This is a genomic window from Streptomyces sp. NPDC048411, from assembly GCF_040704695.1.
Classification (GTDB): Bacteria; Actinomycetota; Actinomycetes; order Streptomycetales; family Streptomycetaceae; genus Streptomyces.
On sequence record NZ_JBEZKL010000080.1, the window covers coordinates 10,099 to 34,247 of the forward strand.

Genomic DNA, 24,149 nt, shown 5'->3' on the forward strand with positions numbered 1-24,149 from the left:
GCAGCAACAGCAGCAGCAGCGGACCGGGCTGCAACAGCAGCAGCAGCAGCAGCAACAGCAGCAGCAGCGGACCGGGCTGCAACAGCAGCAGCAGCAGCAGCAGCAACAGCAGCAGCAGCGGACCGGGCTGCAACAGCAGCAGCAACAACAGCAACAGCAGCAACAGCAGCAGACCGGGCAGCAACAGCAGCAGCAACAGCAGCAGCAACAGCAGCAGCAGACCGGGCAGCAGCAGCAACAGCAGCAACAGCAGCAACAGCAGCAACAGCAACAGCAACAGCAGCAGCAGCAACAACAGCAGACCGGGCAGCAGCAGCAACAGCAGCAACAGCAGCAACAACAGCAGACCGGGCAGCAACAGCAGCAGCAACAGCAGCAGCAGACCGGGCAGCAGCCGCAACAGCAGCAACAGCAGCAGCAACAGCAACAGCAACAACAACAGCAGCAGCAGCAACAACAACAACAGCAGACCGGGCAGCAGCCGCAACAGCAGCAACAGCAGCAGCAGCAACAACAGCAGACCGGACAGCAGCAGCAGCAACAGCAGCAGACCGGGCAGCAGCCGCAACAGCAGCAACAGCAACAACAGCAGCAGCAGCAGCAGCAACAACAACAGCAGCAACAACAGCAGCAGCAGCAGCAGCAGCAACAGCCTGCCGCGCAGCCGCCCGCGCAGCCGCCTGCAGCGCAGCAGCCTGCCGCCGAGCAGCCTGCCGAGCAGCCGGCCGCCGAGCAGCCTGCCGCCGAGCAGCCGGCCGAGGAGCCGGCAGCCGAGCAGCCTGCCGAGCAGCCCGCCGCCGAGCAGCCGGCAGCCGAGCTGCCCGCCGCCGAGCTGCCCGCCGAGGCACCGGCCGCGTAGCCGCCCGCTGAGGAAGCCGCGGCCGAGTAACCGGCAATGGACACCGGTGAGCTCGCCGGCGTTCACCCTGGAGGTGGTTGTGGCCCCGGAGATGTTCGCCTTCGCCCCACCCTTCGCGGGTGGGGCGTCGTGCTGTTCACCCGAACTCCCGCTCCGGCGCGTCCGAGTAGGCGGTCCGCTGGAGTCCGGGAGCGACCGGCATCCCGCATCCACACGTCGCCACGGCGCGGGGTTTCGGCTACTTGCAGGCCCGCGGTTGTCAGTCTTTGCTTCTTGATCAGACCTTGATGTGGTGCTCAACGCCGTTGCGTTTAGATTCGGCGGCGGGTCGCGAGCCCGTGTTCGAGGAACGTGATCTCGGCGTGGAAGCTGTAGGTCCGCGTGGTCGCGGGGTGTTGTCCGGCGTTCGGTCCGTACTTGCTGTTGCGGTATCGCCGTACTCGGATCTTGACGGTGGCGGTACAGGCGATGATGCTGTGCTCGCCCGTGGGGCGCGGGCACGTCCGAGGGGGACTGCATGAGTGAGCGACAGATGAGCGTGCCCGATTTCTGGGCGCACATCGGCTTCGTGGTGGGGTTGGGCCTGGCCATCGTGGCGTTGTTCACGGGCCGACCGACATGGCTACTGCTCGTGGGGTTCTTCCTCATGATCCCTAGCCTCATCGTGATGGCGATCGAGAAGCCGAAGCGGCATCACTACAGGCGCTGACCCCGGAAGGTCGGTGGAGCGGCTTTGGACGGGAGCTGCGAGCCGTGGTCACCGTGCGCGGGGCCTGTCACCTCCGATACCGCTGCGCCACTGCCGCGAAGGCGACCTTGGGTTCCCATTCCATGTCGGGGTAGGTCTGCCCCCGGCGCCCTTCGAGGAGTTTGACGATGCCCAGGCCGGCCCGGTCCAAGTCGTCTCGGGGGTCGCCGTCGGGGCGGTGCGGGTAGCCAGGCAAGGCGAACAGGAACACGAACGCGCTGTCCACACCCTCGGTCTCGAAGATCTCCAGCAGTTCGCTCAGATATGCGGCCTGGCCGGTCTCGTCACGCTCGTACATGCCGTTCAGTCGTACAGGGGCCTTGGTCGCTGGGTCGTACTCGACCACTTCCAGCACCCGCCCACCGCGGTCTCCCGCGCCGCGGTAGGCCGCGGTGCCGAACCCGGTGATGGCGAGCGGCTTCGGGCCTTGGGCCAGGGTGCGCACCGCGTCCCGGAACCGGTCGGCGACCTCGGCGGAGCGGATCAGCTCGAACGTCACCATGTCGAACGGAGTCCAGTCGACCTGTTCGAACTGGATGGATGCGTAGGTGAGCTTGCCCTGGAAGCGCTCGCGGACCGTGGCTGCGGCGTCGCGGAGGAACGCGTTGATGCGCACGCCGAGCTCGCGCATCGCTTCGGCCTGCCGCTCGGGTTGGCTCATCAGATGCTCGACCCGCTCCTCGGGGCTCTCTCCGGGCAGGAACCCGCGGTTCATCACGCTCAGCTCGACCCCTGCGACGAACACGACTGTGGCCCCTTGCTGCCGGAGCCGTTCCGCTCGCTCGGCGCAGTCGCGGAAGAGCGTAAGGATCTGCTCCGGATCCAGCTCCAGCGGATAGGGCGAGAACCAGACCTCCAGGCCGAGCTCGGCGGCGGCACCGGCGGCCAGCTCCAGCCGGTCCGGGGCGCCGCCGATGATCTGGACCGCGTTGCAGTGCAGGTCGTCGCGGATGATGGCGAGCTCGCGCCGGACCACCGCGGGGTCGAAGTGCTCGCGGGATATCTGGCCGTGCACGACGAATCCGGTGTCGTAGGTCATTCCTCTTGCTCGCATGGTGACGTCCTCTCTGCCGGTCTCGGGCGGGTCGAGGCTGACAGGAAAAGTGCGCGCACGCAAGTTTGCGTGAACGCAGCCCTGTATGGAACGCTGACACCGTGACGACTCCACCACCAGGGCTGCGGGAGCGGAAGAAGCAGGCCACGCGCGAGGCGCTACGCCAGGCGGCCCTGCGCCTGGCCGTGGAGCGCGGACCGGACCACGTGCGGGTCGAGGACATCGCCGAGGCGGCCGGGGTCTCGCCGCGCACCTACAACAACTACTTCGCTAGCCGCGAGCAGGCGATCATCTCCGCTGTTACCGCAGACCGGGAGGCGCGGATCGCGGCGGCGGTCGCGGCCCGGCCCGCAGGAGTGCGCCTGGCCGACGCCGTCACCGAAGCAGTGGTCGAGCAGTACACGAACACCGGTGAGCACGAACACCAGGCGCTGCTGATGATCACCACTCGGACCGCGCTGCGCGACGCGTTCCTCGATACCACCGCCGGCATCGAGCCCCCTCTCACGGCGGTGATCGCCGAACGCCTTGGTGACGCCGGAGCGCACATAGCCCGCGTTCTCGCGGCAAGCGTGGCCGCGGCGGTTCGCATCGCGTTGGAAGGCTGGCTCCAGCCGACCGGGAACGCAGGAGCCGCCGGGAGTTTCGGCGCCGGAGGACTGGTCGTGCCCGCCGGCTCACTGCCCGACCAGCTCCGCGCGGCGCTGTCCCCGCTCGCGCCCGCGTTCGACGCCGCCGAGCGACGCACCTAGGGCGTGTTTGAGAAGTGGGTTCGTTCCCTCGTCCCGCGCCGTGATGATCTCGGAGTGGGGCGAGGGGGCCTTTCTCAGATGCGGTCAACGTGGTTCCATGCGTCGTCATGGGCGAGCGTGGCGAGGCGTACTGACAGGCGGTCCCCACTGGGCCCGGGCCGTCTGCTCGCCCCGCATCCGTCCGATAATCGGTTGCCTTGCCGGGGACCCTCCCCAAAGGTGAGGCAGTGACCAAGACCGACGACAGGCCGCCGATCGACGCGGCCCGCTGGCTGTACCTCTACGAGAACGACTGCCCCGCCCCGGCGGCGGCCGAACTGCCGGCCCTCGCCGCCGAACTGGCCGAGGCCCTCCGCCACCCCGACCCGGATATCCGCGACGGCGCTCCCTACGTGGTGCTGCGGACGTGGATCCAGCGGGACGTCATCGACAAGCCGCTGCGCGCCCAGCTGGGCACCGTGATGGCCGACCGGTTCGACGACCCCGAGATCCAGGCGCGCACCTTCGCCCCGCTCGTGCTCGACATGATCGTCGGTCGCGGCGACTTCGACCCAGCATGGCTCGCCGCCTTCCGACGCTGGTTCCCGGCCGAGACGGACCTGCGCGGGTACGACCCCGGGCTCGGCTGGCTCCACGCCGTCGCGCACGGCGCTGACCTGCTGGGCGCCTTCGGGCTCCATCCGGAGGTCGACCCGAAGGAGATGCTCGCGCTGGCGGCGGAGCGGCTCGTGGTTCCGACCAACGAGCTCTTCGCCCAGCAGGAGGACGACCGGCTCGCCCAGGGCGTCGCCCGCACGCTCACCCGGCCGGAACTCTCCGAGGCCGAGGCCGTCGGCTGGCTGGACGCGATCGAGACAGACTTCGCCGCCGGCCGGCGCGGCGCCCCCACCGTGGCCGCGCACACCTCCAACGCCATGCGCACGCTGCGGATGCTGTACCTCCTCGCCGACACCGGGGTCCGGATCGACGGTGCCTCCGCCCCCGGGCGCCCGCCGCACGCGGAGGCGCTGAAGCGGCGTCTGACGGAGGTGCTGGCCCTAACCTTCCGGGGCGCGTGACGGGCGGGTGCCACCGCGTGGTGAGGCACGTCTCCCCGGGGGGCGCGTCTCACCGGCAGGCGCCCGACGGCCACGGCTTCGTCGAGAACGACCCACAAATCGGGGCGATCGGGAGCACCGAGGCGTTCTTGACGTTCCAGCCGGGCCGACAGGCGTTCCTCCAAGTGGACTGTTCCTCGTCGACATCCTTGCCGGCCGGTGGGGCTCGGTTCCTCGCACTCCCGTCGGGAAGACGGTGTGGGCGGAGTGTCACGCCTCAACAACTGACGCCGTAGAGACCTGACGTACTGATAACCACCCGCCGTCATATCCACCTCTGGCAGGCGGAGCAGCGCTGGGAGGTGCCGGGGACGGGGACCTTGTGCAGGGTGCCGCCGTGTCGGGCGGTCGAAGCAGTCGCCGACGACACCGGCGCCGCGGTGGCTCCTACATGACGGCGGTGCCGGGACGGACACGGCTCAGCGGCGGGAGGCCGGTGTCGCGCCCGCGAGGATCCACGGCTCCTCCACCTCGTACCGCCGGCGCGCCTCGGCGGAGGTCCGCCGGGGCAGCACCGTGCCCAGCCAGCCCGCCAGGAATCCGGCCGGGATCGAGACGAGGCCGGTCGTGGTGAACGGGAACCAGTTGAAGTCGTGTCCGGGGAAGACCGAACCGGGCGATCCCGACACCAGATTGGTGCCGGTGATCAGCACGAGGGCCGCGACGGTGCCGCCGATGAGGGTGCAGAGCAGTCCGGTACGGGTGAAGCGCCGCCAGAACATGGTGTAGACGAGCGCCGGGGACAGCGCCGACGCCCCGATGCAGAAGGAGAGCGTCACCAGCGCCTGGAGGTTCCAGTGCCGGGCCGCCACGGCGAGGACGATGGCGAGCAGGCCGACGCCGGCCGCCGCGGCCTGCGCGGCGCCCATCTCGGTCCGGTCCGCGACCGGCCGCCTGCTCCCGTCGCGCATCCCGTGGACGAACAGGTCGTGGGCCAGCGAGTTCGCACAGGCCAGGATCATTCCGGCGACCGAGGCGAGCAGGGTCAGGAAGATCGCCGTCGTCATCGCGGTGAGCACCAGTGCACCGATCTTCCCGCTGCCCGCGACCACGCCGCTGACCTGGAGCACGGAACCGTTGCCCTGTGCCCCGGCGGCGACGATGAGGTCGTGGCCGACCAACGCGGCCGCACCGAAACCGATCACGGTGAGCAGCAGAGAGATGACGACGGTCACGGAGACCGCCCAGGACATCGAGCGGCGGACGGCCCGCGCGCTGCGGGCGCCCGTCATCCGCATGGTGACGTGCGGCAGCGCGGCGATGCCGAGCACCAGGGTCAGTTCGGAGCTGACCATGTCGAGGCCGCTGCCGCCGAACTGGAGCCCCGACTGCAGATAGGCGGCCCCGGCACCGCTGCCCTGCTGAGCGGCCGCGAGCAGCGCGGCGACGGACCAGTCGAAGTGGTTCATGACCAGTGCGGAGATGGTGAGACAGGCGACGACGAGAAAGACCGTTTTGACGATCTGGATCAGGGCGGTCCCCTTCATCCCGCCGATCGCCGCGTAACTGATCATCATGATCCCGAGCGCGATGATCGAACCGGTACGGAAGCCGGAACTGTCGAATCCCAGGATGAAGGCCATCAGATCGCCGCTGCTGGCGAGCTGGACGACCATCAGTGGCAGCAGGGCGGCGAGGGTGACGCCGCAGGAGGTGATCCGGATCGCGCGGCCGGGGGCGCGGCGGGCGAACACGTCGCCCATGGTGAACCGGCCGGCGTTGCGCAGCGGTTCGGCGAGCAGGAACATCAGAAGGACGAGTGAGAGCGAGGTGCTCAGGCCGACCACGAGCCCGTCGTAGCCGGTGAGGGCGACGAGTCCGCTGGCGCCGAAGACGGTTGCCGCGGAGAGGTAGTCCCCCGCGATGGCGAGGCCGTTGCGGACGGGGGAGAGCGAGTGGTAGCCGGTGTAGAACTCGGCGAGGTCGTCGTGGTCGGGGCCGGTCATCACGCAGAACAGCAGAGTGACGGAGGCGACCGCGATGAACGCCACGAGGGACATCGTCTGCGCTGACTCGTCGATCCAGTTCATCGGGCCGCTCCTGTTCTTCGGAGTGCGTCGGCGAGCGGGTCGACCGTGCGCCGTGCGGTCCGCTCGTACAGGGCGATCGCGAGCAGGGTCACCGGAAGCTGGCAGAGGCCGAGTGCCAGGCCGACGTTGAGTCCGCCGCCGACTGAACGGGACATCAGCCCGGGGGCGAAGCCGGACAGCACCAGGAAGAGCGTGAAGTAGCCGAGCGCGGTCAGGGTCGCGACCCGCCGCAGCACCCGGTAAGCGGTGCGCAGTCGGCGCAGATCGCTGTGCCGTCCGGGAGCGGGAAGGGGCGTGCGTATCGGCGTCGGACGGCGGGGCGGGAGCGCCGGCGGCGAACTCTGCCAGGGGAGAAGGAGATCGGGGTCGTACGGGGGGCGGCGCGACGGTTCGACGTGCGGGGGCTCGTACGACATCTGAGTGCTGCTCCTTGCATGGCTCGGGTCCCGGGGCGGACTGCAAGGGAGAGCGCGTGAGCGCTGCTGGGAGCGGGAACACTACTCGCGGGTAGGGCTGTAGGGCAGCGGTTGGCCTGAACTTCCCCCAGGGAAAGAGAAGTTGGCTAATTCTGTGATGCTTGCGTTGCCTCCAGGGCTGGTTGCGGAGCCGGTTCCGGTGTCCTCGGTGAGGATCGGAAGGCGGCGCGGTGCCACGAAGACCAGCACCAGCAGTGCCACCGGTCCCGGTGGTGCCGCCGATGGTCGCCGACGCCCCCGGGACCGGTCCGCAGCCACCCCCGGGTGGAGCCCCTGAGATCCGGCTCCACCCGGGGGCTGAGACCCCTAGGGGTAGCTCCTTATTTCTGTCCAGGGGCGGTTCCTCCTGGCGGAGGACGTGGGGCCGGGGGCCCGTTCCTTAACGTTTTCCTACAGCGCGAATGCGGGTGACCGCAGGGGACGGGGTGGGGAAAACCCCACCTCAAGACTGCGCTGGGCACCAGCGCGCCGGACCACGTCCGGACACGAGACTTGAGTACGAACACAGCGCCGTCCGTTCAGCGGGCGGCGCCCATCGCGAAACGGCGTCCTGACCCAGGACGTCTTCACCGATTGAGGAGAACCCACCGTGACAACGGCTGTAACCATTCCCAGGCACGGGAGCACTGGAGGGCGTACGGCCGTCGCTGCGCGGGCGCGGCAGGTCGTCAAGGCGTACGGCGCCGGGGAGACCCGGGTCGTCGCGCTCGACCATGTCGATGTGGACATCGCCCGCGGGCAGTTCACCGCGATCATGGGCCCGTCCGGTTCCGGCAAGTCGACCCTGATGCACTGCCTGGCCGGACTGGACACCGTGAGCTCGGGCGAGATCTACCTCGACGAAACCGAGATCACCCAGCTCAAGGACAAGAAGCTCACTCAGCTCCGCCGGGACCGGATCGGCTTCATCTTCCAGGCGTTCAACCTGCTCCCGACGCTCAACGCGCTGGAGAACATCACGCTGCCGATGGACATCGCGGGCCGCAAGCCCGACGCCGGCTGGCTGCGCCAGGTCGTGGAGACGGTCGGTCTCGCCGAGCGGCTGAAGCACCGGCCCACCGAGCTCTCCGGCGGCCAGCAGCAGCGCGTCGCGGTCGCCAGGGCGCTCGCCGCCCAGCCGGAGATCATCTTCGGTGACGAGCCCACCGGGAACCTGGACTCGCGGGCCGGCGCCGAGGTGCTGAGCTTCCTGCGCAAGTCCGTCGACGAACTGGGACAGACCATCGTCATGGTCACTCACGACCCGGTCGCCGCCTCCTACGCGAACCGGGTGCTGTATCTCGCGGACGGACGCATCGTCGACGAGATGCACAACCCGACGGCCGACCAGGTCCTCGACCGCATGAAGGACTTCGACGCGCGCGGGCGGACGTCATGACTGTGTGGAAGACATCGAGGCGCAACTTCTTCGCGCACAAGGGACGAATGGCGCTCTCCGCCGTCGCGGTCCTGCTGTCGGTGGCGTTCGTGTGCGGCACGCTCGTCTTCACCGACACCATGAACACCACGTTCGACAAGCTCTTCGCCGCGACCTCCGCCGACGTCACCGTCAGCCCCAAGGCCGCGGGAGAGGTCGACGAACTGCCGGAGAACGGCAAGCCCGTCACGCTCCCCGCCGCCGCCGTCGAGCAGGCCGGGAAGGCGGACGGGGTGAAGACCGCCGAGGGCACGGTCTCCAGCATGTCCGTCACCGTCGTCGACAGCCACAACAAGAACATGGGCTCCTCGACCGGCGCCCCGACGATCGCGGGCAACTGGACGCAGAACGACCTGCGTTCCATGGAGATCACCTCCGGCCACGCACCGCGCGGTCCGACCGAGGTCATGGTCGACGCCGACACCGCGGACAAGCACCACCTGAAGATCGGTGACGAACTGCGCACCATCGCCGTCACCGGCGACATCAGGGCGAGGATCAGCGGTATCGCCTCCTTCAAGGTCACCAACCCGGGCGCGGCCGTCGTCTACCTCGACACCGCGACCGCGCAGGTCAAGCTCCTCGGCAAGCCCGATGTCTTCACCCAGATCTCCGTCACCGCCAAGCCCGGTGTCAGTGATGCACAGTTGAAGAAGAACGTCGCCACCGCCCTCGGTGACAGCGCCGCGTACAAGCTCCAGACCCAGCAGGAGGCCACGGACGCCAACAAGGACTCCATGGGCTCATCCCTCGACGTGATGAAGTACGCGATGCTCGGCTTCGCCGGGATCGCCTTCCTCGTCGGCATCTTCCTCATCGTCAACACCTTCTCGATGCTGGTGGCCCAGCGCACCCGCGAGATCGGCCTGATGCGGGCCATCGGCTCCAGCCGCAAGCAGGTCAACCGGTCGGTCCTGATCGAGGCGCTGTTCCTCGGCTTCGTCGGTTCCCTCCTCGGTGTCGGCGCCGGAATCGGTGTCGCGGTCGGACTGATGAAGCTCATGAACTCCATGGGCATGAACCTGTCCACCGAGGACCTCACGATCGCCTGGACGACTCCGGTGCTCGGGCTGGCGCTCGGCGTCATCGTCACCGTCGTCGCCGCGTACGTCCCGGCCCGCCGGGCCGGGAAGATCTCCCCGATGGCCGCCCTGCGCGACGCCGGAACCCCGGCGGACGGCCGCGCTGGCCGGGTCCGGGCCGCGATCGGCCTGGTCCTCACCCTTGCCGGTGGCGCCGCGCTCCTCGCTGCGACGCGGGCCGACAAGTCGAGCGAAGGCTCGCTCTTCCTCGGTCTGGGCGTGGTTTCCACCTTGATCGGCTTCATCGTGATCGGCCCGCTGCTGGCCGGCTTCGTGGTCCGGGTGCTCAGCACGGTGGTGCTGCGGATGTTCGGCCCGGTCGGACGGATGGCCGAGCGCAACGCGCTGCGCAACCCGCGGCGTACCGGAGCGACCGGAGCGGCTCTGATGATCGGCCTCGCGCTGGTCGCCTGCCTCTCGGTCGTCGGTTCGTCGATGGTCGCCTCGGCGACCGAGGAGCTCGACAAGTCGGTCGGCGCGGACTTCATCGTCCAGCCGAGCGGCACCCGGCAGCCGATCGTGCCGCAGGCCGCGAAGGCCCTGGAGGCAGTCCCGGGCGTCGAGCACATCACCGACTACAAAGTCGTCAGCGCCAAGCTCACCGCGCCGGACGGCTCGACCGAGGACAAGGTCCTGGCCGCCGTCGACCCCACGTACCGGGACGACGTCCGTCGCGAGACGGTCTCCGGCAACCTGGCCGACGCCTACGGCAAGGACGCCATGTCGGTCGGCGACACGTACGCCACCAAGCACCACCTCAAGGTCGGCGACCGGCTCACGGTCGCGTTCAAGGATGGCGAGACGGCGAAGCTGACACTCGCCGCGATCACCTCCGACGACGTGAACATCGACAAGCACGCGATGTACACCAACGTCACGACCGCGGAGAAGTACGTCCCCGCCGACAAGATGCCGAAGAACATGCTCATGTTCGCCAAGGCGCAGGACGGCAAGGAGAAGGAGGCATACGCCGCGCTCAAGGCCGCCGTCGCCAAGTACCCGCAGTACACGGTGAAGAACCAGGCCGACTTCAAGCAGCAGCTGAAGGACCAGATCGGCCAGATGCTGAACATCGTCTACGGTCTGCTGGCGCTCGCGATCATCGTCGCGGTGCTCGGTGTGGTGAATACTCTGGCCCTGTCGGTGGTCGAGCGGACCCGTGAGATCGGCCTGATGCGCGCCATCGGCCTCTCCCGCCGCCAGCTGCGCCGCATGATCCGCCTGGAGTCGGTGGTCATCGCCCTCTTCGGCGCCCTGCTCGGCCTCGGCCTGGGCATGGGCTGGGGCACGGCGGCCCAGAAGCTGCTGGCCCTGGAAGGCCTCGGCGTCCTGGAGATCCCGTGGCCGACGATCCTCACGGTCTTCGTCGGCTCGGCCTTCGTCGGCCTGTTCGCCGCCCTGGTCCCGGCGTTCCGGGCGGGCCGGATGAACGTGCTGAACGCGATCGCGACGGATTAGTACAGGCACCGTGACGACGCCCGTGGACCGAAAGGTTCCACGGGCCTCGTCGCCGGCCCCGTCCGGTCCATGTACCGCAGGACGGTGGCGGAGGCCGACGTAGGATGACTGTTCCGGCCCCGGGGTGTTCCTCCAAACACCCCGGGGCCGGACGCGTACCCGCTCCCACTCGGTGCAACCCCCTGTGTGCTGCCCGGACCCGGCACCGCGAGGCGCCGGACCCGGCGCCGCAGATCCGCGACCGGCTGGAGGCCCGCGGCTTCGAACGGCGATGGCCGTCCGCGCCGGACGCCGGCTTCGGAGCCGGGGCGCACCGCTTCACGCGGAGCCCAGAGCCACTGTCGCCCGGGGAATGCATGTTCACCTTCGTCGGGTGCGACGTGCCGACGGCCACCGGCGGTCAGCGGCCGGATCCGACCCGCTGAGCCGGATCGCGGGCGCGGCTGTCGGAGGGGAGTCGTACGCTGGAACCCCCGGCCCGTAAGACGTGTCGGGCCCTTCGCGTTGCCCCCTGGCAGCAGCCGGCTGCCGGAATCTCCCTCGTTACCCGGACGGAAGCCCTTCATGAGCCTGCACGGTCTGCTGGATGTCGTCGTACGTGACCCGGCGCTCGCCGAAGCGGTGAAGGCCGCCACCGACGGTCACCGGATGCATGTGGACCTCGTCGGCCCGGCGGCCGCCCGCCCCTTCGCCGTGGCCGCACTGGCCCGCGAGGCCGGGCGGACCGTGCTTGCCGTGACCGCGACCGGACGGGAGGCCGAGGACCTGGCCGCCGCCCTGCGGACGCTGCTGCCCCCGGACACCATCGCCGAGTTCCCGTCCTGGGAGACCCTGCCGCACGAGCGGCTCTCGCCGCGTTCGGACACGGTCGGCCGCCGCCTCGCCGTGCTGCGCCGCCTCGCGCACCCGAGGGCCGACGACCCGGAGACCGGGCCGGTCAGTGTGATCGTCGCGCCGGTGCGTTCTGTGCTGCAGCCGCAGGTCAAGGGGCTCGGGGACCTGGAGCCCGTGGCGCTGCGCATCGGTCAGAGCGCCGATCTCGGCCAGACCGTGGAAGCGCTCGCGGCGGCCGCGTACTCCCGGGTCGAACTGGTCGAGAAGCGCGGCGAGTTCGCCGTCCGCGGTGGCATTCTGGACGTTTTTCCGCCGACCGAGGAGCATCCCCTCCGGGTGGAGTTCTGGGGCGACGACGTCGAGGAGATCCGGTACTTCAAGATCGCCGACCAGCGGTCGCTGGAGATCGCCGAGCACGGCCTCTGGGCGCCGCCCTGCCGCGAGCTCCTGCTCACCGACCAGGTGCGCGAACGGGCTGCCGCCCTCGCCGAACAGCACCCGGAGCTGGGCGAGCTGCTCGGCAAGATCGCCGAGGGGATCGCGGTGGAGGGCATGGAGTCCCTCGCCCCGGTCCTCGTCGACGACATGGAGCTGCTGCTCGACGTGTTGCCGAAGGGCTCGATGGCGCTGGTCTGCGACCCGGAGCGGGTCCGCACCAGGGCGGCGGACCTGGTCGCCACCAGCCAGGAGTTCCTCCAGGCGTCGTGGGCGGCGACCGCCGGTGGTGGCGAGGCGCCGATCGATGTCGGCGCCGCCTCCTTGTGGGGCATCGCGGACGTCCGCGACCGGGCCCGTGAGCTGGACATGATGTGGTGGTCGGTCTCCCCGTTCGCCGCCGACGCCGAGCTCGACGAAGACACCCTGAAACTCACGATGCACGCCCCGGAGTCCTACCGCGGCGACACCGCCCGTGCGCTCGCCGACACCAAGGGCTGGCTCGCCGACGGCTGGCGCACGGTGTACGTCACCGAGGGGCAGGGACTCGCCACCCGTACCGTCGAGGTGCTCGCCGGCGAAGGCATCCCGGCCCGCCTCGACCCGGACCTGGCGGAGATCTCGCCGTCCGTCGTCCATGTGTCGTGCGGCGCGATCGACTACGGCTTCGTCGACCCGGCGCTGAAACTCGCCGTACTCACCGAGACGGACCTGACCGGTCAGCGCACCGCGACCAAGGACCTGGGCCGGATGCCGGCCCGCCGCCGCAAGACCATCGACCCGCTGACGCTGGAGACGGGCGACTACATCGTCCACGAGCAGCACGGCGTCGGCCGCTACATCGAGATGGTGCAGCGCACGGTGCAGGGCGCCACCCGCGAGTACCTTCTCGTCGAGTACGCCCCCGCCAAGCGCGGCCAGCCCGGCGACCGCCTCTACATCCCGACCGACCAGCTGGAGCAGGTCACCAAGTACGTCGGCGGCGAGGCGCCCACCCTGCACCGGCTCGGCGGCGCCGACTGGACGAAGACCAAGGCGCGCGCCAAGAAGGCCGTCAAGGAGATCGCCGCCGACCTGATCAAGCTGTACTCGGCGCGGATGGCGGCGCCCGGCCATGTCTTCGGCCCCGACACTCCGTGGCAGCGCGAGCTGGAGGACGCCTTCCCGTACGCGGAGACGCCGGACCAGCTCACCACGATCGCCGAGGTCAAGGAGGACATGGAGAAGTCCGTCCCGATGGACCGGCTGATCTGCGGCGACGTCGGCTACGGCAAGACGGAGATCGCGGTGCGGGCCGCCTTCAAGGCGGTCCAGGACGGCAAGCAGGTCGCCGTCCTCGTCCCCACCACGCTCCTCGTCCAGCAGCACCACGGCACATTCACCGAGCGCTATTCCCAATTCCCGGTCAACGTAAGGGCGCTGAGCCGCTTCCAGTCCGAATCCGAGTCCAAGTCGACCCTGGAAGGGCTCCGCGACGGCTCCGTCGACCTGGTCATCGGCACCCACCGCCTGTTCTCCTCCGAGACGAAGTTCAAGGACCTCGGCCTGGTCATCGTCGACGAGGAGCAGCGCTTCGGCGTCGAGCACAAGGAGCAGCTGAAGAAGCTCCGGGCCAACGTCGACGTCCTCACCATGTCCGCGACGCCGATCCCCCGTACGCTCGAGATGGCCGTCACCGGCATCCGTGAGATGTCGACGATCACCACACCGCCCGAGGAGCGCCACCCGGTCCTGACCTTCGTCGGCCCGTACGAGGAGAAGCAGATCGGCGCGGCCATCCGGCGCGAACTGCTCCGTGAGGGGCAGGCGTTCTACATCCACAACCGTGTCGAGTCCATCGACCGGGCGGCCGCGCGCCTGCGCGAGATCATCCCCGAGGCGCGGATCGCGACCGCCCACGGCCAGATGTCGGAACAGGCGCTGGAGCAGGTGGTCGTGGACTTCTGGGAGAAGAAGTTCGACGTCCTGGTCTCCACGACGATCGTCGAGTCCGGCATCGACATCTCCAACGCCAACACGCTGATCGTGGAGCGCGGCGACAACTTCGGCCTCTCCCAGCTCCACCAGCTGCGCGGCCGCGTCGGCCGTGGCCGCGAGCGTGGTTACGCGTACTTCCTGTACCCGCCGGAGAAGCCCCTCACCGAGACGGCCCACGAGCGCCTGGCCACGATCGCCCAGCACACCGAGATGGGCGCGGGCATGTACGTGGCGATGAAGGACCTCGAGATCCGCGGCGCCGGAAACCTTCTGGGCGGCGAACAGTCCGGCCATATCGCGGGCGTCGGCTTCGACCTGTACGTACGCATGGTCGGCGAGGCCGTCGCCGACTACCGGGCCTCGCTCGAAGGCGGCGTCGAGGAGGAGCCGCCGCTGGAGGTCAAGATCGAGCTCCCGGTCGACGCACACGTTCCGCACGACTACGCCCCCGGCGAGCGGCTGCGCCTCCAGGCGTACCGCGCGATCGCGTCCGCCACCACGGAGGACGACATCAAGGCGGTCCGCGAGGAACTCACCGACCGCTACGGCAAGCTCCCGGAGCCGGTCGAGAACCTCCTCCTGGTCGCGGGCCTGCGCATGCTGGCCCGCGCCTGCGGCGTCGGCGACATCGTGCTCCAGGGGCCGAACATCCGGTTCGCCCCGGTGGAGCTGCGCGAGTCGCAGGAGCTGCGCCTGAAGCGCCTCTACCCGAAGACGGTGATCAAGCCGGCGCTCCACCAGATCCTGGTCCCGCGCCCGACCGCCGGCAGGATCGGCGGCAAGCCGGTCGTCGGCCGCGAACTCCTCGCCTGGACCGGGGAGTTCCTCACGACGATTCTGGGCTCCTGAACAACGGCCCGGTGGGCGACCGGAACACCTCCTCGGGGTTCCGGTCGCCCAGCGGGCCGTTCGGACACACCCCGGCGGTTGCTCGGCGCGGCGGAGCGGAAGCGGCTCGTGGAACCGCTGGGGTCGTTGTGGGCGGCGGTGATCGGGTCCGGGCTGCTGCCCTCCGAGACGCTCGGCATCGGAAAGGTGTGAGGCGGGGTGTGATTCGGGCCGCATCCGGCTCCTGTGGCGGCCTTGAACGCCCGTCAGCGGGACGACGTCCGTAGGATCACCGGGTTCGGCTTTCTCCCCGTCAGGACGGTTCCGAGTGATATCTCCCCGCGCGTACCGAGTGATGCTGCCCGCCCTGAGCGCGGCGACCGTGCTGGCCCTGGCGGGTTGCGACCCCGAGGGCGTGACCGCCGAGGGCGGCAGCAGCAGTGGGCGGCAGGGCGGCGGTTCCGCGGGCGGCTTCGGCGCCAGCCCGCTGAACAACCCCGACGGCACGAAGCCGGGCCTCGCACCCCTCACCACCGAGGCGGACCGGGCCGCCGCCCGGAAGGTCATCGAGAAGGTGAGCACCAAGGGGCGCGGACCGAAGACCGGTTACGCGCGGGACAAGTTCGGCTCCGCTTGGAAGGACTCGGTCGACGGGATACCGCTTGCGAGGAACGGCTGCGACACCCGCAACGACCTGCTGGCCAGGGACGGCAAGGATGTCGAGTTCCGGTCGGGTTCGGACTGTGTGGTCGTCTCGATGACCCTCAAGGATCCGTACACCGGCTCGACCATCGAGTGGCGCAAGCAGCAGGCGACGAAGGTCCAGATCGACCACGTCATGCCGCTGTCGTACGACTGGCAGATGGGCGCCTCCCGCTGGCCCGAGGCGAAGCGCCAGCAGATCGCCAACGATCCGCTCAACCTCATCCCGGTGGACGGTCCGGCCAACAACGCCAAGCGGGACTCCGGTCCCGCCTCCTGGCTGCCGCCGTACAAGCAGGTCCGCTGTTCCTATGCGGTGCGGTTCGCACAGGTGTCGCTCAAGTACGCCCTTCCCGTGACCACCGCCGACAAGCGGGCGATGCTGGCGCAGTGCGGCGGCTGACGGGGCCAGGCGGCTGAGAAGCAGTCGCGGACGAGGCCCCCGCGCGGACGCTGTGCCGGAAGGGCGGGGCGCCGGGTGCGGGTCGGCCGGTCGGCCGCCTCCACGCCGCACTGCGGAATTCGGTGGCCGTCAGGAATACCGCCGCCTAGCGTGGGGCGGATGGAGCTGACCATCACCACCCTTGCCGCGCGCCCCGAGCTTGCCCGGCCCATGAGCGAGATGCCCGAAACCTGGCCGGAGTTCGTGGTGGAAGATCTCGTCGGGTGGGCGAACTACCCGCGGATGGCTGTCGAGTTCCCGGAGTATGCGCTCGTCGCGACGGACCCGGACGGCACGGTCGTCGCGCGGGCCTACAGTGTGCCGTTCGCGCTGAATGCCCCCGGCAGAGGAGAGCTGCCCGAGGGCGGCTGGGACCAGGTGCTGCTGTGGGCGTTCTCCGACCTGCGGCGCGGGTCCACGCCGGACACGGTCAGCGCGATCGAGATCTGCGTCGCCAAGGGGTGGCAGGGGCAGGGCATTTCGGGGCGAATGGTCGCCGCGATGCGGGAGAACGTCGGGAGGCTCGGGTACCGGGAGCTCGTCGCTCCGGTGCGGCCGAGCGCCAAGCACCTGGACGCCTCGGCTCCGATGGAGGAGTACGCCCGCCGGACCCGGGCGGAGGACGGGCTGCCGTACGACCCGTGGCTGCGCGTCCATGTGCGGGCGGGCGGGGTGATCGAGGCGGTGGCGCCGGTGTCGATGATGGTGTCCGGCTCCCTCGCGCGGTGGCGGTCCTGGACCGGGCTGCCGTTCGACGAGGACGGTCCGGTGGAGGTACCGGGGGCGCTGGTGCCGGTGCACGTTTCGGTGGCGCACGGATACGCGGTGTACGTGGAGCCCAATGTGTGGGTGCGGCACGGCGTGTGAACACAACAGGAACCCGCCCGGGCGGGCGGGTTCCTCAGGTGTCAGACGGCCGGTTTTTTCACCGTGAACGGTTTGTCGAACTCGGAGAACTCGACCGTGACCGGGGTTTCGGTGCTGAAACCCAGCTTCAGGATGTGGGGCCGGCCCTCCGTGGCGACCGCCGCCGTCCATGTCCCCCGGCCCGCCGTGCCGGTGAGGGACAGCGCGGGCGTGGAGCCCACCGTGATCGCCCGGCCCTTGTGGGCGGTGGCGCTGTTCCCCGCCAGGCGGTCGAGGAACGCCTTCCGGTCGCAGTAGCTCAGGGCCCTGGCCGTGTACCGGTCAAAGGGGCGCGCCTTCACCCAGCGGCCCGTCAGCTTCTTGACCTCGGTGTCCACGGCGGTGCGGGATCGGCCCGCGTCCGCCGCCCGCAGCATCGCCTCGTCGGACTGGACGTAGACCGTGCCGCCGGTTCTGACCAGCTCCATCGTGCCCGCCGCGCCCATGGACAGGGTGACCATGCACTCACCCCTGATGTCGGTGGCGACGTACGCCTGGACCGGGGCGCCGTCCGGTGACTTCGTCCCGACGGTGATGTGTACCGCCTTGGCAGCCCGGGTCGCCGCGAGGGCCTTGTTGACGACCTCGGGGCCGCTGAGCCGGGCGAACGGCGCGGGGTCCCGCTGCCGGGCGAACACCGTGTCGCAGGCGGTGAGTCCCAGGGCGATGACCGCGCAGAGGGACGCCGTCGCGGTACGGAGAGCGGTTGCGGCGATGCCGGCTGGGGGGCGCATGGGCGGACTCCGTCCTGGGGGAAGGGAGGGGGAGGGGCGGGATCAGAGCGTGAGGTCCCACTGGGTGGCGTTGTACGTGAAGCCGGGGTTGACCTCGACCGTCAGGTTCTTCGCGTCCGCCGGGGCGTCGAAGGCGAACTGGACGGTGACCTTCTTGCCGGGCAGGACCGTGCCGCTGAAGCCCTCGCCGACCTTGCCGTCGAAGATCTGCTCGGCGTCCACGCCGTCCTTGCCGGCCCGCGCCTCGACGTTCACGAGCGCCGCGTCGAACTTCTCCTTGCCCGCGTTCTCGATGACGACCGCGATCCGGTACGCCTTGTTGCCCTTCGTGTGACCGGCGGCGTACGCGTCGGGGGTGTACGAGGTCCCGTCGCCGACCGTGACCGTCACGTCGTCGTCGTACACGGCCGAGTCACCGGCCGCCAGTGCCTTCCCGGCGCCCTTGCCCTTCTCCTTGCCCTTGGCGGAGTCCGAGCCGCCCGCCTTCGGCCGGGCGGAGGCCGTGGTGTCCGACACCGCCTTGTCGAGCTCGTTCACCGCGTCGTCCACCGCCTTGAAGGTGATCACCGCGCCGACCACCGAGAGGATCAGCGCGATCAGGCCGAGGACGGCACCGAACGTGGCCATGCCCTTGTTGGTGGCCTCGCCGCGCTTGGCGCGACCCCGGCCGACCAGGCCGAGGATCAGGGCGATGAGGCCGAGGATGCCCGCCAGCCAGAAGAGGAACGGGATCAGGCCCGAGACGGCTCCGATGATGCCGAGGATCAGCGCGGAGATGCCGAGCCCGTTGCGGGCCGGGCGCAGGCCGGGCGTCTGGGCCGGAGCGTACGGCTGCTGGGGCTGCGGGGACTGCGTGAACTGGGACATGGCTGTGCCCTCCGGCAAGTGCAGGGATGAGTGGCGAGGGGTCCGTTGCGCCACCTGATGTAGCGACAGGTCAATAACAGCAGAGCTTGTGAACCGAGTCAACATGGTTCACGAGAAATGACCTCGTGCACAGTGTGAATCGATGGTGGTCGAATGGGTCGGTATGCTCGCGGACACAGCAGGCAGCGTGGATCCGTATGGACGCATCAGGACCAGGGAGACAGCCAGTGCCGGAGAACTCGACAGAGGTGACCGCGGCCGGAATCGCCCGGCTCGCCGGGGTGGGGCGCGCCGCCGTCAGCAACTGGCGCCGCCGCCACGCAGACTTCCCCAAGCCGGTCGGCGGCACCGAGACCAGTCCGTCCTTCGCTCTCTCCGAGGTCGAACAGTGGCTCCGCGACCAGGGGAAACTGGCTGAAGTCCCACTCCGCGAACGGGTCTGGCAACAGCTGGCCGGGCACCCGGCCGGCGCCGTCCCCGCCCTCGTGCATACGGGCTGCGCCCTGCTTCTCGTCCGGGACAGGCCCGCCGCCTGGCGGGAGATCACGGCCGTGTCGGACGCGCGGATGGCCAAGGTGCTCCACCTCGCCCTGAACAGCCTGCTCACCGCGCGCTTCGGACCTGCCATCGGCGGCGCGGAAGGAAGTGGCGGTGGCGGCGGAACCGGATACGAACGGGCTGTTCACACCCCCACCGCCGACGAACTGCTCCCGTCCGTCCCCCTGCTGCGGGCGGCCGCCGAACTCGCCGCCGAGACAGGGGCCCGCCAGGCCTTCGAATTCCTCCTCGGCCGTCAACTCGCTGCAAATCCACGCCAGTTCACCCTCACTCCGCCCGGCCTCGCCGAACTGATGGCCGCGCTCGTGCGGACCGGCGACCGGCCCGCCCGCACGGTCCTCGATCCGGCCACCGGCACCGGCGCCCTGCTGTGCGCTGTCAGCGGTCCGGCCGCCCTGTACGCCCAGGACGCCGACCCGGATCTCGCCGCGCTCAGCGCCCTCCGCCTCGCCCTGCACTCCGACACCGACGGCCGCAACCCCACCGCGCTCGCCGTGCGGACCGGCGACACGCTGCGCGCCGACGCGTTCCCGCAGCTCACCGTCGACGCCGTGCTCTGCCACCCGCCGTTCAACGAACGCAACTGGGGACACGACGAACTCGCCTACGACCCCCGCTGGGAGTACGGCCTCCCCGCACGCACGGAGTCCGAACTCGCCTGGGTCCAGCACGCCCTGGCCCATTTGCGCGAGGGCGGCACCGCCGTCCTGCTGATGCCCCCGGCCGCGGCATCACGTCGCTCCGGCCGGCGGATCCGCGCCGATCTGCTGCGCCGCGGCGCGCTGCGTGCCGTCGTCGCCCTCCCGGCCGGCGCGGCTCCCCCGTACGGCATCCCACTCCACCTCTGGGTGCTCCGCAAGCCCGGCGCCGGTGTCCGCCCCTCGCCCGAACTGCTGCTCGTGGACACATCGGAGCCCGCCGAACCGCCCATGGCGCCCGTATCCGCCCCCGCGTCCGGTGGGCGCGACCGGCTCGACTGGCAGGCGGTGCACAGTGCCGTGCTGGATGCCTGGGAGCCGTTCGAGGGGCGGACCCGTTCCGAACCGGACGTTCCCGCCGAAGCGGCCGGGCGGGACCGGCCGGGCGTCAGCCGGGCCGTCCCCGTCATCGAACTCCTCGACGACGACGTGGACCTGGCCCCCGCCCGCCATCTGCCGTCCCCGGCGGCCGGTGGCGGACCGGGCGAACTCACCCGCGTACGGGACCGGCTCACCGAGACGCTGCGACTGACCGCGACCCTCACCCCGCCGCCCGCGGACGTCTCAGGACCGGCGCACTGGCCGCTCACCACGGTCGGCGAACTCGCCCGCGCGGGCGCCCTTCACCTCCGTACCGGAGGTTCCGGCACCGGCACCGGGGCCGCCCCCGTCCCGGTGCTCACGGAACACGACGTCCTCGGCTCCACCGGCCCCTCAGGAACACTCCCCACCGCCCCCGCCGGCTCCGAGGGACCGCCCGAGGAACCGGTCCTGGTCGAGCCGGGCGATGTCGTCGTCCCCGTACTCGGCGGCGGCTCCGTCGCCCGCGTGATCGACGAGGCGACCGCGGGCGCCGCGCTCGGCCGCAACCTTCAGCTGCTGCGCCCCGATCCGGCCGCTGTCGACCCGTGGTTCCTCGCCGGTTTCCTGCGCGGCACCGCCAACAACCGTCAGGCCAGCAGCTTTGCGTCCACCGCCACCCGGCTCGACGCCCGCCGTCTCCAACTGCCGCGGCTGCCACTGGCCGAGCAGCAGCGGTACGGGGAACGGTTCCGCGCCCTGGCCGCGTTCGAGGACGCGCTCCGGCTGACCGGCAGGCTCGGCGGACAGCTCGTCCAGGGGATGTACGACGGTCTGACGGACGGTACGGTCACGCCGGAGTGAGCTGAACCACAACGGTTCGGCACAACCCGGGGGCCGTTGCCGGTGTCGCCCTTTACGCTCAGATCTGCCAGATCTGCGCGCGCACGTGTCCACACACCCGCACGGGTACGTACGCGTGCGCGCGGGACCTCCACGACCACGTACCAGGAGCAGCCATGTACGCCCCGGGTCATCCACCGACGCCGCAGCGCCGGGTCCCCAGCCGGACCTGGATCGTCTCGATGCGTGTGCTGTTCGTCGTGCTCGCGGTGGGCTCGGTCGGTCTGCTGCTGTGGACGCCGTTGCTGCGGCTGGCGATCGTGCGCCGCCGCGCGTCCGACTGGTGGCTGACCGGGGCCGGCTTCGTGCTGGTCTGCGTGCTCCTGCCGATCATCGGCAGGGACGACAGCGACCCCGATCCCAACGGCGTCGACTTCTTCTTCATACCGCTGCTGCTCGTGTCGATCGTCGCCGCTTGCGCGTACTACCTGTACGGCGACATCCGCCACTACGAGCAGCTCACGAAGCAGCAGTTCGGCGGCGGGTATCCGCCCCCGGTGCCGGGGTACGGGTACACGACCACCGCGCCCCTGCACCAGCCGCTGCCCCCTCGATCTCAGCAGTACGCGCAACCGCAGCCGCCTCAGTACCGGCCCCAGCCCCAGCCTCACCCGCAGCCCGTGCAGCACGCGCCCGCGCCCACCCCGCCCCACCGCATCGACCAGGTCCGTGCCGAGCTCGACGAACTGAGCGACCTCCTCCGTCATGAGGAGGACCGATGAGCGGACGCGTCATCGCCGGGCGGTACGAGCTGGCGACCATCCTCGGCCAGGGCGGCATGGGCCAGGTCTGGACGGCGTACGACCAGCGCCTCGACCGCCGGGTCGCGGTGAAACTGCTCCGGCCCGACCGGGTCGCGGGTCCCACCGGCAGCGAAGCGGTCGACGAGCTGCGGCGCCGGTTCGTCCGCGAGTGCCGGGTCACCGCCCAGGTCGACCACCCGGGCCTGGTCACCGTCCATGACGCGGGCAGCGACGGCGACGACCTGTTCCTCGTCATGCAGTACGTCGAAGGCTCCGACCTCGCCGACCATCTCGCCGAGCACGACCCGTACCCCTGGCAGTGGTCCGTCGCCGTCGCCGCCCAGCTCTGCGCTGCGCTCTCCGCCGTGCACGCCGTGCCGATCGTCCACCGCGACCTCAAGCCCCGCAATCTGATGGTGCGTCCGGACGGCTCGGTCACCGTTCTCGACCTGGGCGTCGCCTCCGTCCTGGACAGCGACACCACCCGCCTCACCCACACCGGTACGCCGATCGGTTCGCCCGCCTACATGGCGCCCGAGCAGGCGATGGGAGGCGCCGTCGGCCCGTACACCGATCTGTACGCGCTCGGCGTGCTTCTCCACGAACTGCTCAGTGGAGATGTGCCGTTCGCCGGCTCCACCGCCCTCGGGGTGCTGCACCGCCACCTCTACGAGCCGCCGCTCCCGGTCCGTCAGATCCGGCCGGAGATCCCGGAACCCCTCGAATCGCTCGTGCTGCGGCTCCTCGCCAAGGACCCGCAGCACCGACCGGCGAGCGCCCAGGAGGTGTACGAACACCTCACCCCGCTCCTTCCGTCGAGCGGCACAGGGCTGCCGACCGGCCCGCTCGACCCGACCCGCCCGTTCCTGCGGCCGCACGCACCGTGGCCCGACCGGGTCACCACCCCGCCCGCCGCGCAGCCCGCGCCGGTGGCCGCGAAACCTGATGTCGCAGCCGCGGTCGACGAGGTCAAGCAGCTGCTCGGGCAGGGCCGGATCACCCAGGCCGTGGACATCCTCGGCGGCATTCTCCCGGCCGCCGCCGAGCAGCACGGCGAGGGGTCGCCGGTGGTCCGCATCCTGCGCAAGCAGTACGCGGCGACCCTGATGGACGACGGGCAGTTCCGCCGCGCCCTGCCCGAACTGCGCCGCCTCGCCGACGACCGCGCGGTGGAGGCCGGACCGGCCGACACGCAGACGCTGCAGTACCGCTACGACGCGGCGCACTGCCTGGAACAGCTGGGCGAACCGGCGGCCGCGCTCGCGGAGTACCGCTCGGTCCTGCCGTACTACGAGAACCAGTACGCGACGGGCAACAACCCGGCACGGTCCTTCGAGATCCGTCAGCGCATCGGGTATCTGCTGCTCGCGGTCGGCGACCATGCGGCGGCGCGCGGACAGCTTCAGGCACTGCTCCACGACACCGAGCGGATGTACGGGCCGCACCATCCGCTGCCCGTGGAGCTGCGCCGCCAGCTCGACCGGCAGCTGCAGGTCCGCGGCGGCTGAGCGGCCCGGTCCGGCCCGCTCAGCCCGGTCCGGCCGGCGCGAGCCGGGGGAAACCACCGGCTCAATCACCGGTAGCGTGTCGGCTTGAGGACGGCCCGGGCTGGCACGGCGCCGCTCCCTGTTCACATGCGGTGGGAGGACCTGGTGACGGGCTGGCGGCGATTCGAACTCCTGCAGGGGACTAAGTCCGAGTACCGGGAGATTCGCCAGGAAGGGATCCGCTGCTTCCTCCGCTGGGGTGCGATAGGCACCAGCGGCAAGGCGAGCACGTCGACGCTGGACGACGAACAGCACGCCCGCCGTCACGCTTCCCGCAAGATCAACGAATGGCTCCGGAAGGGCTTCGCCGAGGTCGATCGGCCGTTTGACGTGGCCGAACCCGACCAGCAGACGCCCGTCCTCGACGTGATCAAGGCAAGCACCCGGCCGCATGCTCCGGTCCCCGAGTTTCTGCCGATCGATGGCTTTGACGAGACGTACCACCGCAGCCATGCCCCGGATCACCGGATGGGATTTCACGAGTACTTCGTGCTGCGAGACCAGGGACGCAGCGCCGTTCGCTTCACAGTGCGGGGACAGTGCCATGACCCCGCTGCCGTGTCGTCCTTCTTGGCCCTCCTCGGCGCCCAGCGTGACCTGCCCTTCCACGGGCGATCCCACCACAAGGTGCCCCTGTCAAAGCCGGTGGGACCCTTCAGCCACGCCTTGATTTGCTCGCCGGCGCTCGGGCAAGCCTGCATC

Annotated in this window: 18 protein-coding genes and 1 pseudogene; 12 read left to right on the forward strand and 7 right to left on the reverse strand. The window is 70.2% G+C overall.

Features of this window, described 5'->3' with window-relative positions; translation table 11 throughout:
• Nucleotides 1-925 (reverse strand): hypothetical protein (locus tag AB0915_RS25100; RefSeq protein WP_366693216.1); only part of this gene is annotated, 925 nt, incomplete at its 3' end.
• 451 nt (nucleotides 926-1,376) lie between these two features.
• On the opposite strand from AB0915_RS25100, the gene AB0915_RS25105 reads away from it, so the two are divergent.
• Nucleotides 1,377-1,568 carry a hypothetical protein gene (locus AB0915_RS25105; protein WP_366693217.1) on the forward strand — a complete coding sequence of 64 codons (192 nt, stop codon included), beginning with the start codon at nucleotides 1,377-1,379 and terminating at the stop codon, nucleotides 1,566-1,568.
• 67 nt (nucleotides 1,569-1,635) lie between these two features.
• Here the strand turns inward: AB0915_RS25105 and AB0915_RS25110 are convergent, their stop codons facing one another.
• A complete protein-coding gene (locus AB0915_RS25110) occupies nucleotides 1,636-2,646 on the reverse strand; it encodes a hypothetical protein (RefSeq protein WP_366693232.1) in 1,011 nt (336 codons plus the stop codon).
• 116 nt (nucleotides 2,647-2,762) lie between these two features.
• Here AB0915_RS25110 and AB0915_RS25115 point away from each other — a divergent pair, with 116 nt between their 5' ends.
• Nucleotides 2,763-3,413, forward strand: a complete 651-nt coding sequence (locus tag AB0915_RS25115) for a helix-turn-helix domain-containing protein (RefSeq protein ID WP_366693218.1) — start codon at nucleotides 2,763-2,765, stop codon at nucleotides 3,411-3,413.
• A gap of 227 nt (nucleotides 3,414-3,640) precedes the next feature.
• Nucleotides 3,641-4,471: a DUF2785 domain-containing protein gene (locus AB0915_RS25120; protein WP_366693219.1), complete on the forward strand. Its 831-nt coding sequence runs from the start codon at nucleotides 3,641-3,643 to the stop codon at nucleotides 4,469-4,471.
• A 71-nt stretch (nucleotides 4,472-4,542) separates the two neighbouring features.
• On the opposite strand, the pseudogene AB0915_RS25125 reads toward AB0915_RS25120, so the two are convergent.
• The 3 genes and pseudogenes from AB0915_RS25125 to AB0915_RS25135 all read right to left on the reverse strand — a co-directional run.
• Nucleotides 4,543-4,638: pseudogene (locus AB0915_RS25125) on the reverse strand (Scr1 family TA system antitoxin-like transcriptional regulator); the annotation flags it as partial.
• A 291-nt stretch (nucleotides 4,639-4,929) separates the two neighbouring features.
• On the reverse strand, nucleotides 4,930-6,540 hold the full coding sequence (locus AB0915_RS25130) for a cation acetate symporter (protein ID WP_366693220.1): 1,611 nt from the start codon (nucleotides 6,538-6,540) through the stop codon (nucleotides 4,930-4,932).
• Nucleotides 6,537-6,956: a DUF485 domain-containing protein gene (locus AB0915_RS25135; protein WP_366693221.1), complete on the reverse strand. Its 420-nt coding sequence runs from the start codon at nucleotides 6,954-6,956 to the stop codon at nucleotides 6,537-6,539. Before AB0915_RS25135 ends, AB0915_RS25130 begins: the two co-directional genes overlap by 4 nt.
• Nucleotides 6,957-7,605: 649 nt before the next feature.
• Here AB0915_RS25135 and AB0915_RS25140 point away from each other — a divergent pair.
• The 5 genes from AB0915_RS25140 to AB0915_RS25160 all read left to right on the forward strand — a co-directional run bounded on the left by AB0915_RS25140 (nucleotide 7,606) and on the right by AB0915_RS25160 (nucleotide 17,058).
• Nucleotides 7,606-8,394: an ABC transporter ATP-binding protein gene (locus AB0915_RS25140; protein WP_366693222.1), complete on the forward strand. Its 789-nt coding sequence runs from the start codon at nucleotides 7,606-7,608 to the stop codon at nucleotides 8,392-8,394.
• Entirely contained in the window at nucleotides 8,391-10,973 is a 2,583-nt protein-coding gene (locus tag AB0915_RS25145) for an FtsX-like permease family protein (protein WP_366693223.1), read from the forward strand. The genes AB0915_RS25140 and AB0915_RS25145 overlap by 4 nt, the downstream gene beginning before the upstream one ends.
• Before the next feature lie 564 nt (nucleotides 10,974-11,537).
• Nucleotides 11,538-15,068, forward strand: a complete 3,531-nt coding sequence (gene mfd, locus AB0915_RS25150; protein WP_366693224.1) for a transcription-repair coupling factor — start codon at nucleotides 11,538-11,540, stop codon at nucleotides 15,066-15,068.
• Between the two features lie 334 nt (nucleotides 15,069-15,402).
• Entirely contained in the window at nucleotides 15,403-16,152 is a 750-nt protein-coding gene (locus AB0915_RS25155) for an HNH endonuclease family protein (protein WP_366693233.1), read from the forward strand.
• Between the two features lie 159 nt (nucleotides 16,153-16,311).
• Nucleotides 16,312-17,058 carry an N-acetyltransferase gene (locus AB0915_RS25160; protein ID WP_366693225.1) on the forward strand — a complete coding sequence of 249 codons (747 nt, stop codon included), beginning with the start codon at nucleotides 16,312-16,314 and terminating at the stop codon, nucleotides 17,056-17,058.
• Nucleotides 17,059-17,099: 41 nt separating this feature from the next.
• On the opposite strand, the gene AB0915_RS25165 is transcribed toward AB0915_RS25160, so the two are convergent.
• Together AB0915_RS25165 and AB0915_RS25170 are read right to left on the reverse strand one after the other, a co-directional pair.
• Nucleotides 17,100-17,831 carry a hypothetical protein gene (locus tag AB0915_RS25165; protein WP_366693226.1) on the reverse strand — a complete coding sequence of 244 codons (732 nt, stop codon included), beginning with the start codon at nucleotides 17,829-17,831 and terminating at the stop codon, nucleotides 17,100-17,102.
• Nucleotides 17,832-17,873: 42 nt separating this feature from the next.
• Complete coding sequence (locus tag AB0915_RS25170) at nucleotides 17,874-18,698, reverse strand: DUF4190 domain-containing protein (RefSeq protein ID WP_366693227.1); 825 nt, start codon at nucleotides 18,696-18,698, stop codon at nucleotides 17,874-17,876.
• Between the two features lie 227 nt (nucleotides 18,699-18,925).
• On the opposite strand from AB0915_RS25170, the gene AB0915_RS25175 reads away from it, so the two are divergent.
• The 4 genes from AB0915_RS25175 to AB0915_RS25190 form a co-directional block, all read left to right on the forward strand.
• Nucleotides 18,926-21,118 (forward strand): N-6 DNA methylase, encoded by a 2,193-nt coding sequence (locus AB0915_RS25175; RefSeq protein WP_366693228.1) that lies wholly within the window; start codon nucleotides 18,926-18,928, stop codon nucleotides 21,116-21,118.
• A 155-nt stretch (nucleotides 21,119-21,273) separates the two neighbouring features.
• Nucleotides 21,274-21,879 carry a hypothetical protein gene (locus AB0915_RS25180; RefSeq protein ID WP_366693229.1) on the forward strand — a complete coding sequence of 202 codons (606 nt, stop codon included), beginning with the start codon at nucleotides 21,274-21,276 and terminating at the stop codon, nucleotides 21,877-21,879.
• Nucleotides 21,876-23,408, forward strand: coding sequence for a protein kinase (locus AB0915_RS25185; protein ID WP_366693230.1), 1,533 nt, complete (start codon nucleotides 21,876-21,878; stop codon nucleotides 23,406-23,408). The genes AB0915_RS25180 and AB0915_RS25185 overlap by 4 nt, the downstream gene beginning before the upstream one ends.
• Before the next feature lie 126 nt (nucleotides 23,409-23,534).
• The coding region (locus AB0915_RS25190) for a WGR domain-containing protein (protein WP_366693231.1) at nucleotides 23,535-24,149 on the forward strand (615 nt) is incomplete at its 3' end.

Bases quoted from the DNA above. Each gene is read 5' to 3' on its own strand.
- mfd (WP_366693224.1), top strand. From the start codon at position 11,538: ATGAGCCTGCACGGTCTGCTGGATGTCGTCGTACGTGACCCGGCGCTC.
- AB0915_RS25160 (WP_366693225.1), top strand. From the start codon at position 16,312: ATGGAGCTGACCATCACCACCCTTGCCGCGCGCCCCGAGCTTGCCCGG.
- AB0915_RS25110 (WP_366693232.1), bottom strand. From the start codon at position 2,646: ATGACCTACGACACCGGATTCGTCGTGCACGGCCAGATATCCCGCGAG.
- AB0915_RS25170 (WP_366693227.1), bottom strand. From the start codon at position 18,698: ATGTCCCAGTTCACGCAGTCCCCGCAGCCCCAGCAGCCGTACGCTCCG.
- AB0915_RS25135 (WP_366693221.1), bottom strand. From the start codon at position 6,956: ATGTCGTACGAGCCCCCGCACGTCGAACCGTCGCGCCGCCCCCCGTAC.
- AB0915_RS25165 (WP_366693226.1), bottom strand. From the start codon at position 17,831: ATGCGCCCCCCAGCCGGCATCGCCGCAACCGCTCTCCGTACCGCGACG.
- AB0915_RS25185 (WP_366693230.1), top strand. From the start codon at position 21,876: ATGAGCGGACGCGTCATCGCCGGGCGGTACGAGCTGGCGACCATCCTC.
- AB0915_RS25180 (WP_366693229.1), top strand. From the start codon at position 21,274: ATGTACGCCCCGGGTCATCCACCGACGCCGCAGCGCCGGGTCCCCAGC.
- AB0915_RS25145 (WP_366693223.1), top strand. From the start codon at position 8,391: ATGACTGTGTGGAAGACATCGAGGCGCAACTTCTTCGCGCACAAGGGA.
- AB0915_RS25105 (WP_366693217.1), top strand. From the start codon at position 1,377: ATGAGTGAGCGACAGATGAGCGTGCCCGATTTCTGGGCGCACATCGGC.
- AB0915_RS25130 (WP_366693220.1), bottom strand. From the start codon at position 6,540: ATGAACTGGATCGACGAGTCAGCGCAGACGATGTCCCTCGTGGCGTTC.
- AB0915_RS25155 (WP_366693233.1), top strand. From the start codon at position 15,403: ATGCTGCCCGCCCTGAGCGCGGCGACCGTGCTGGCCCTGGCGGGTTGC.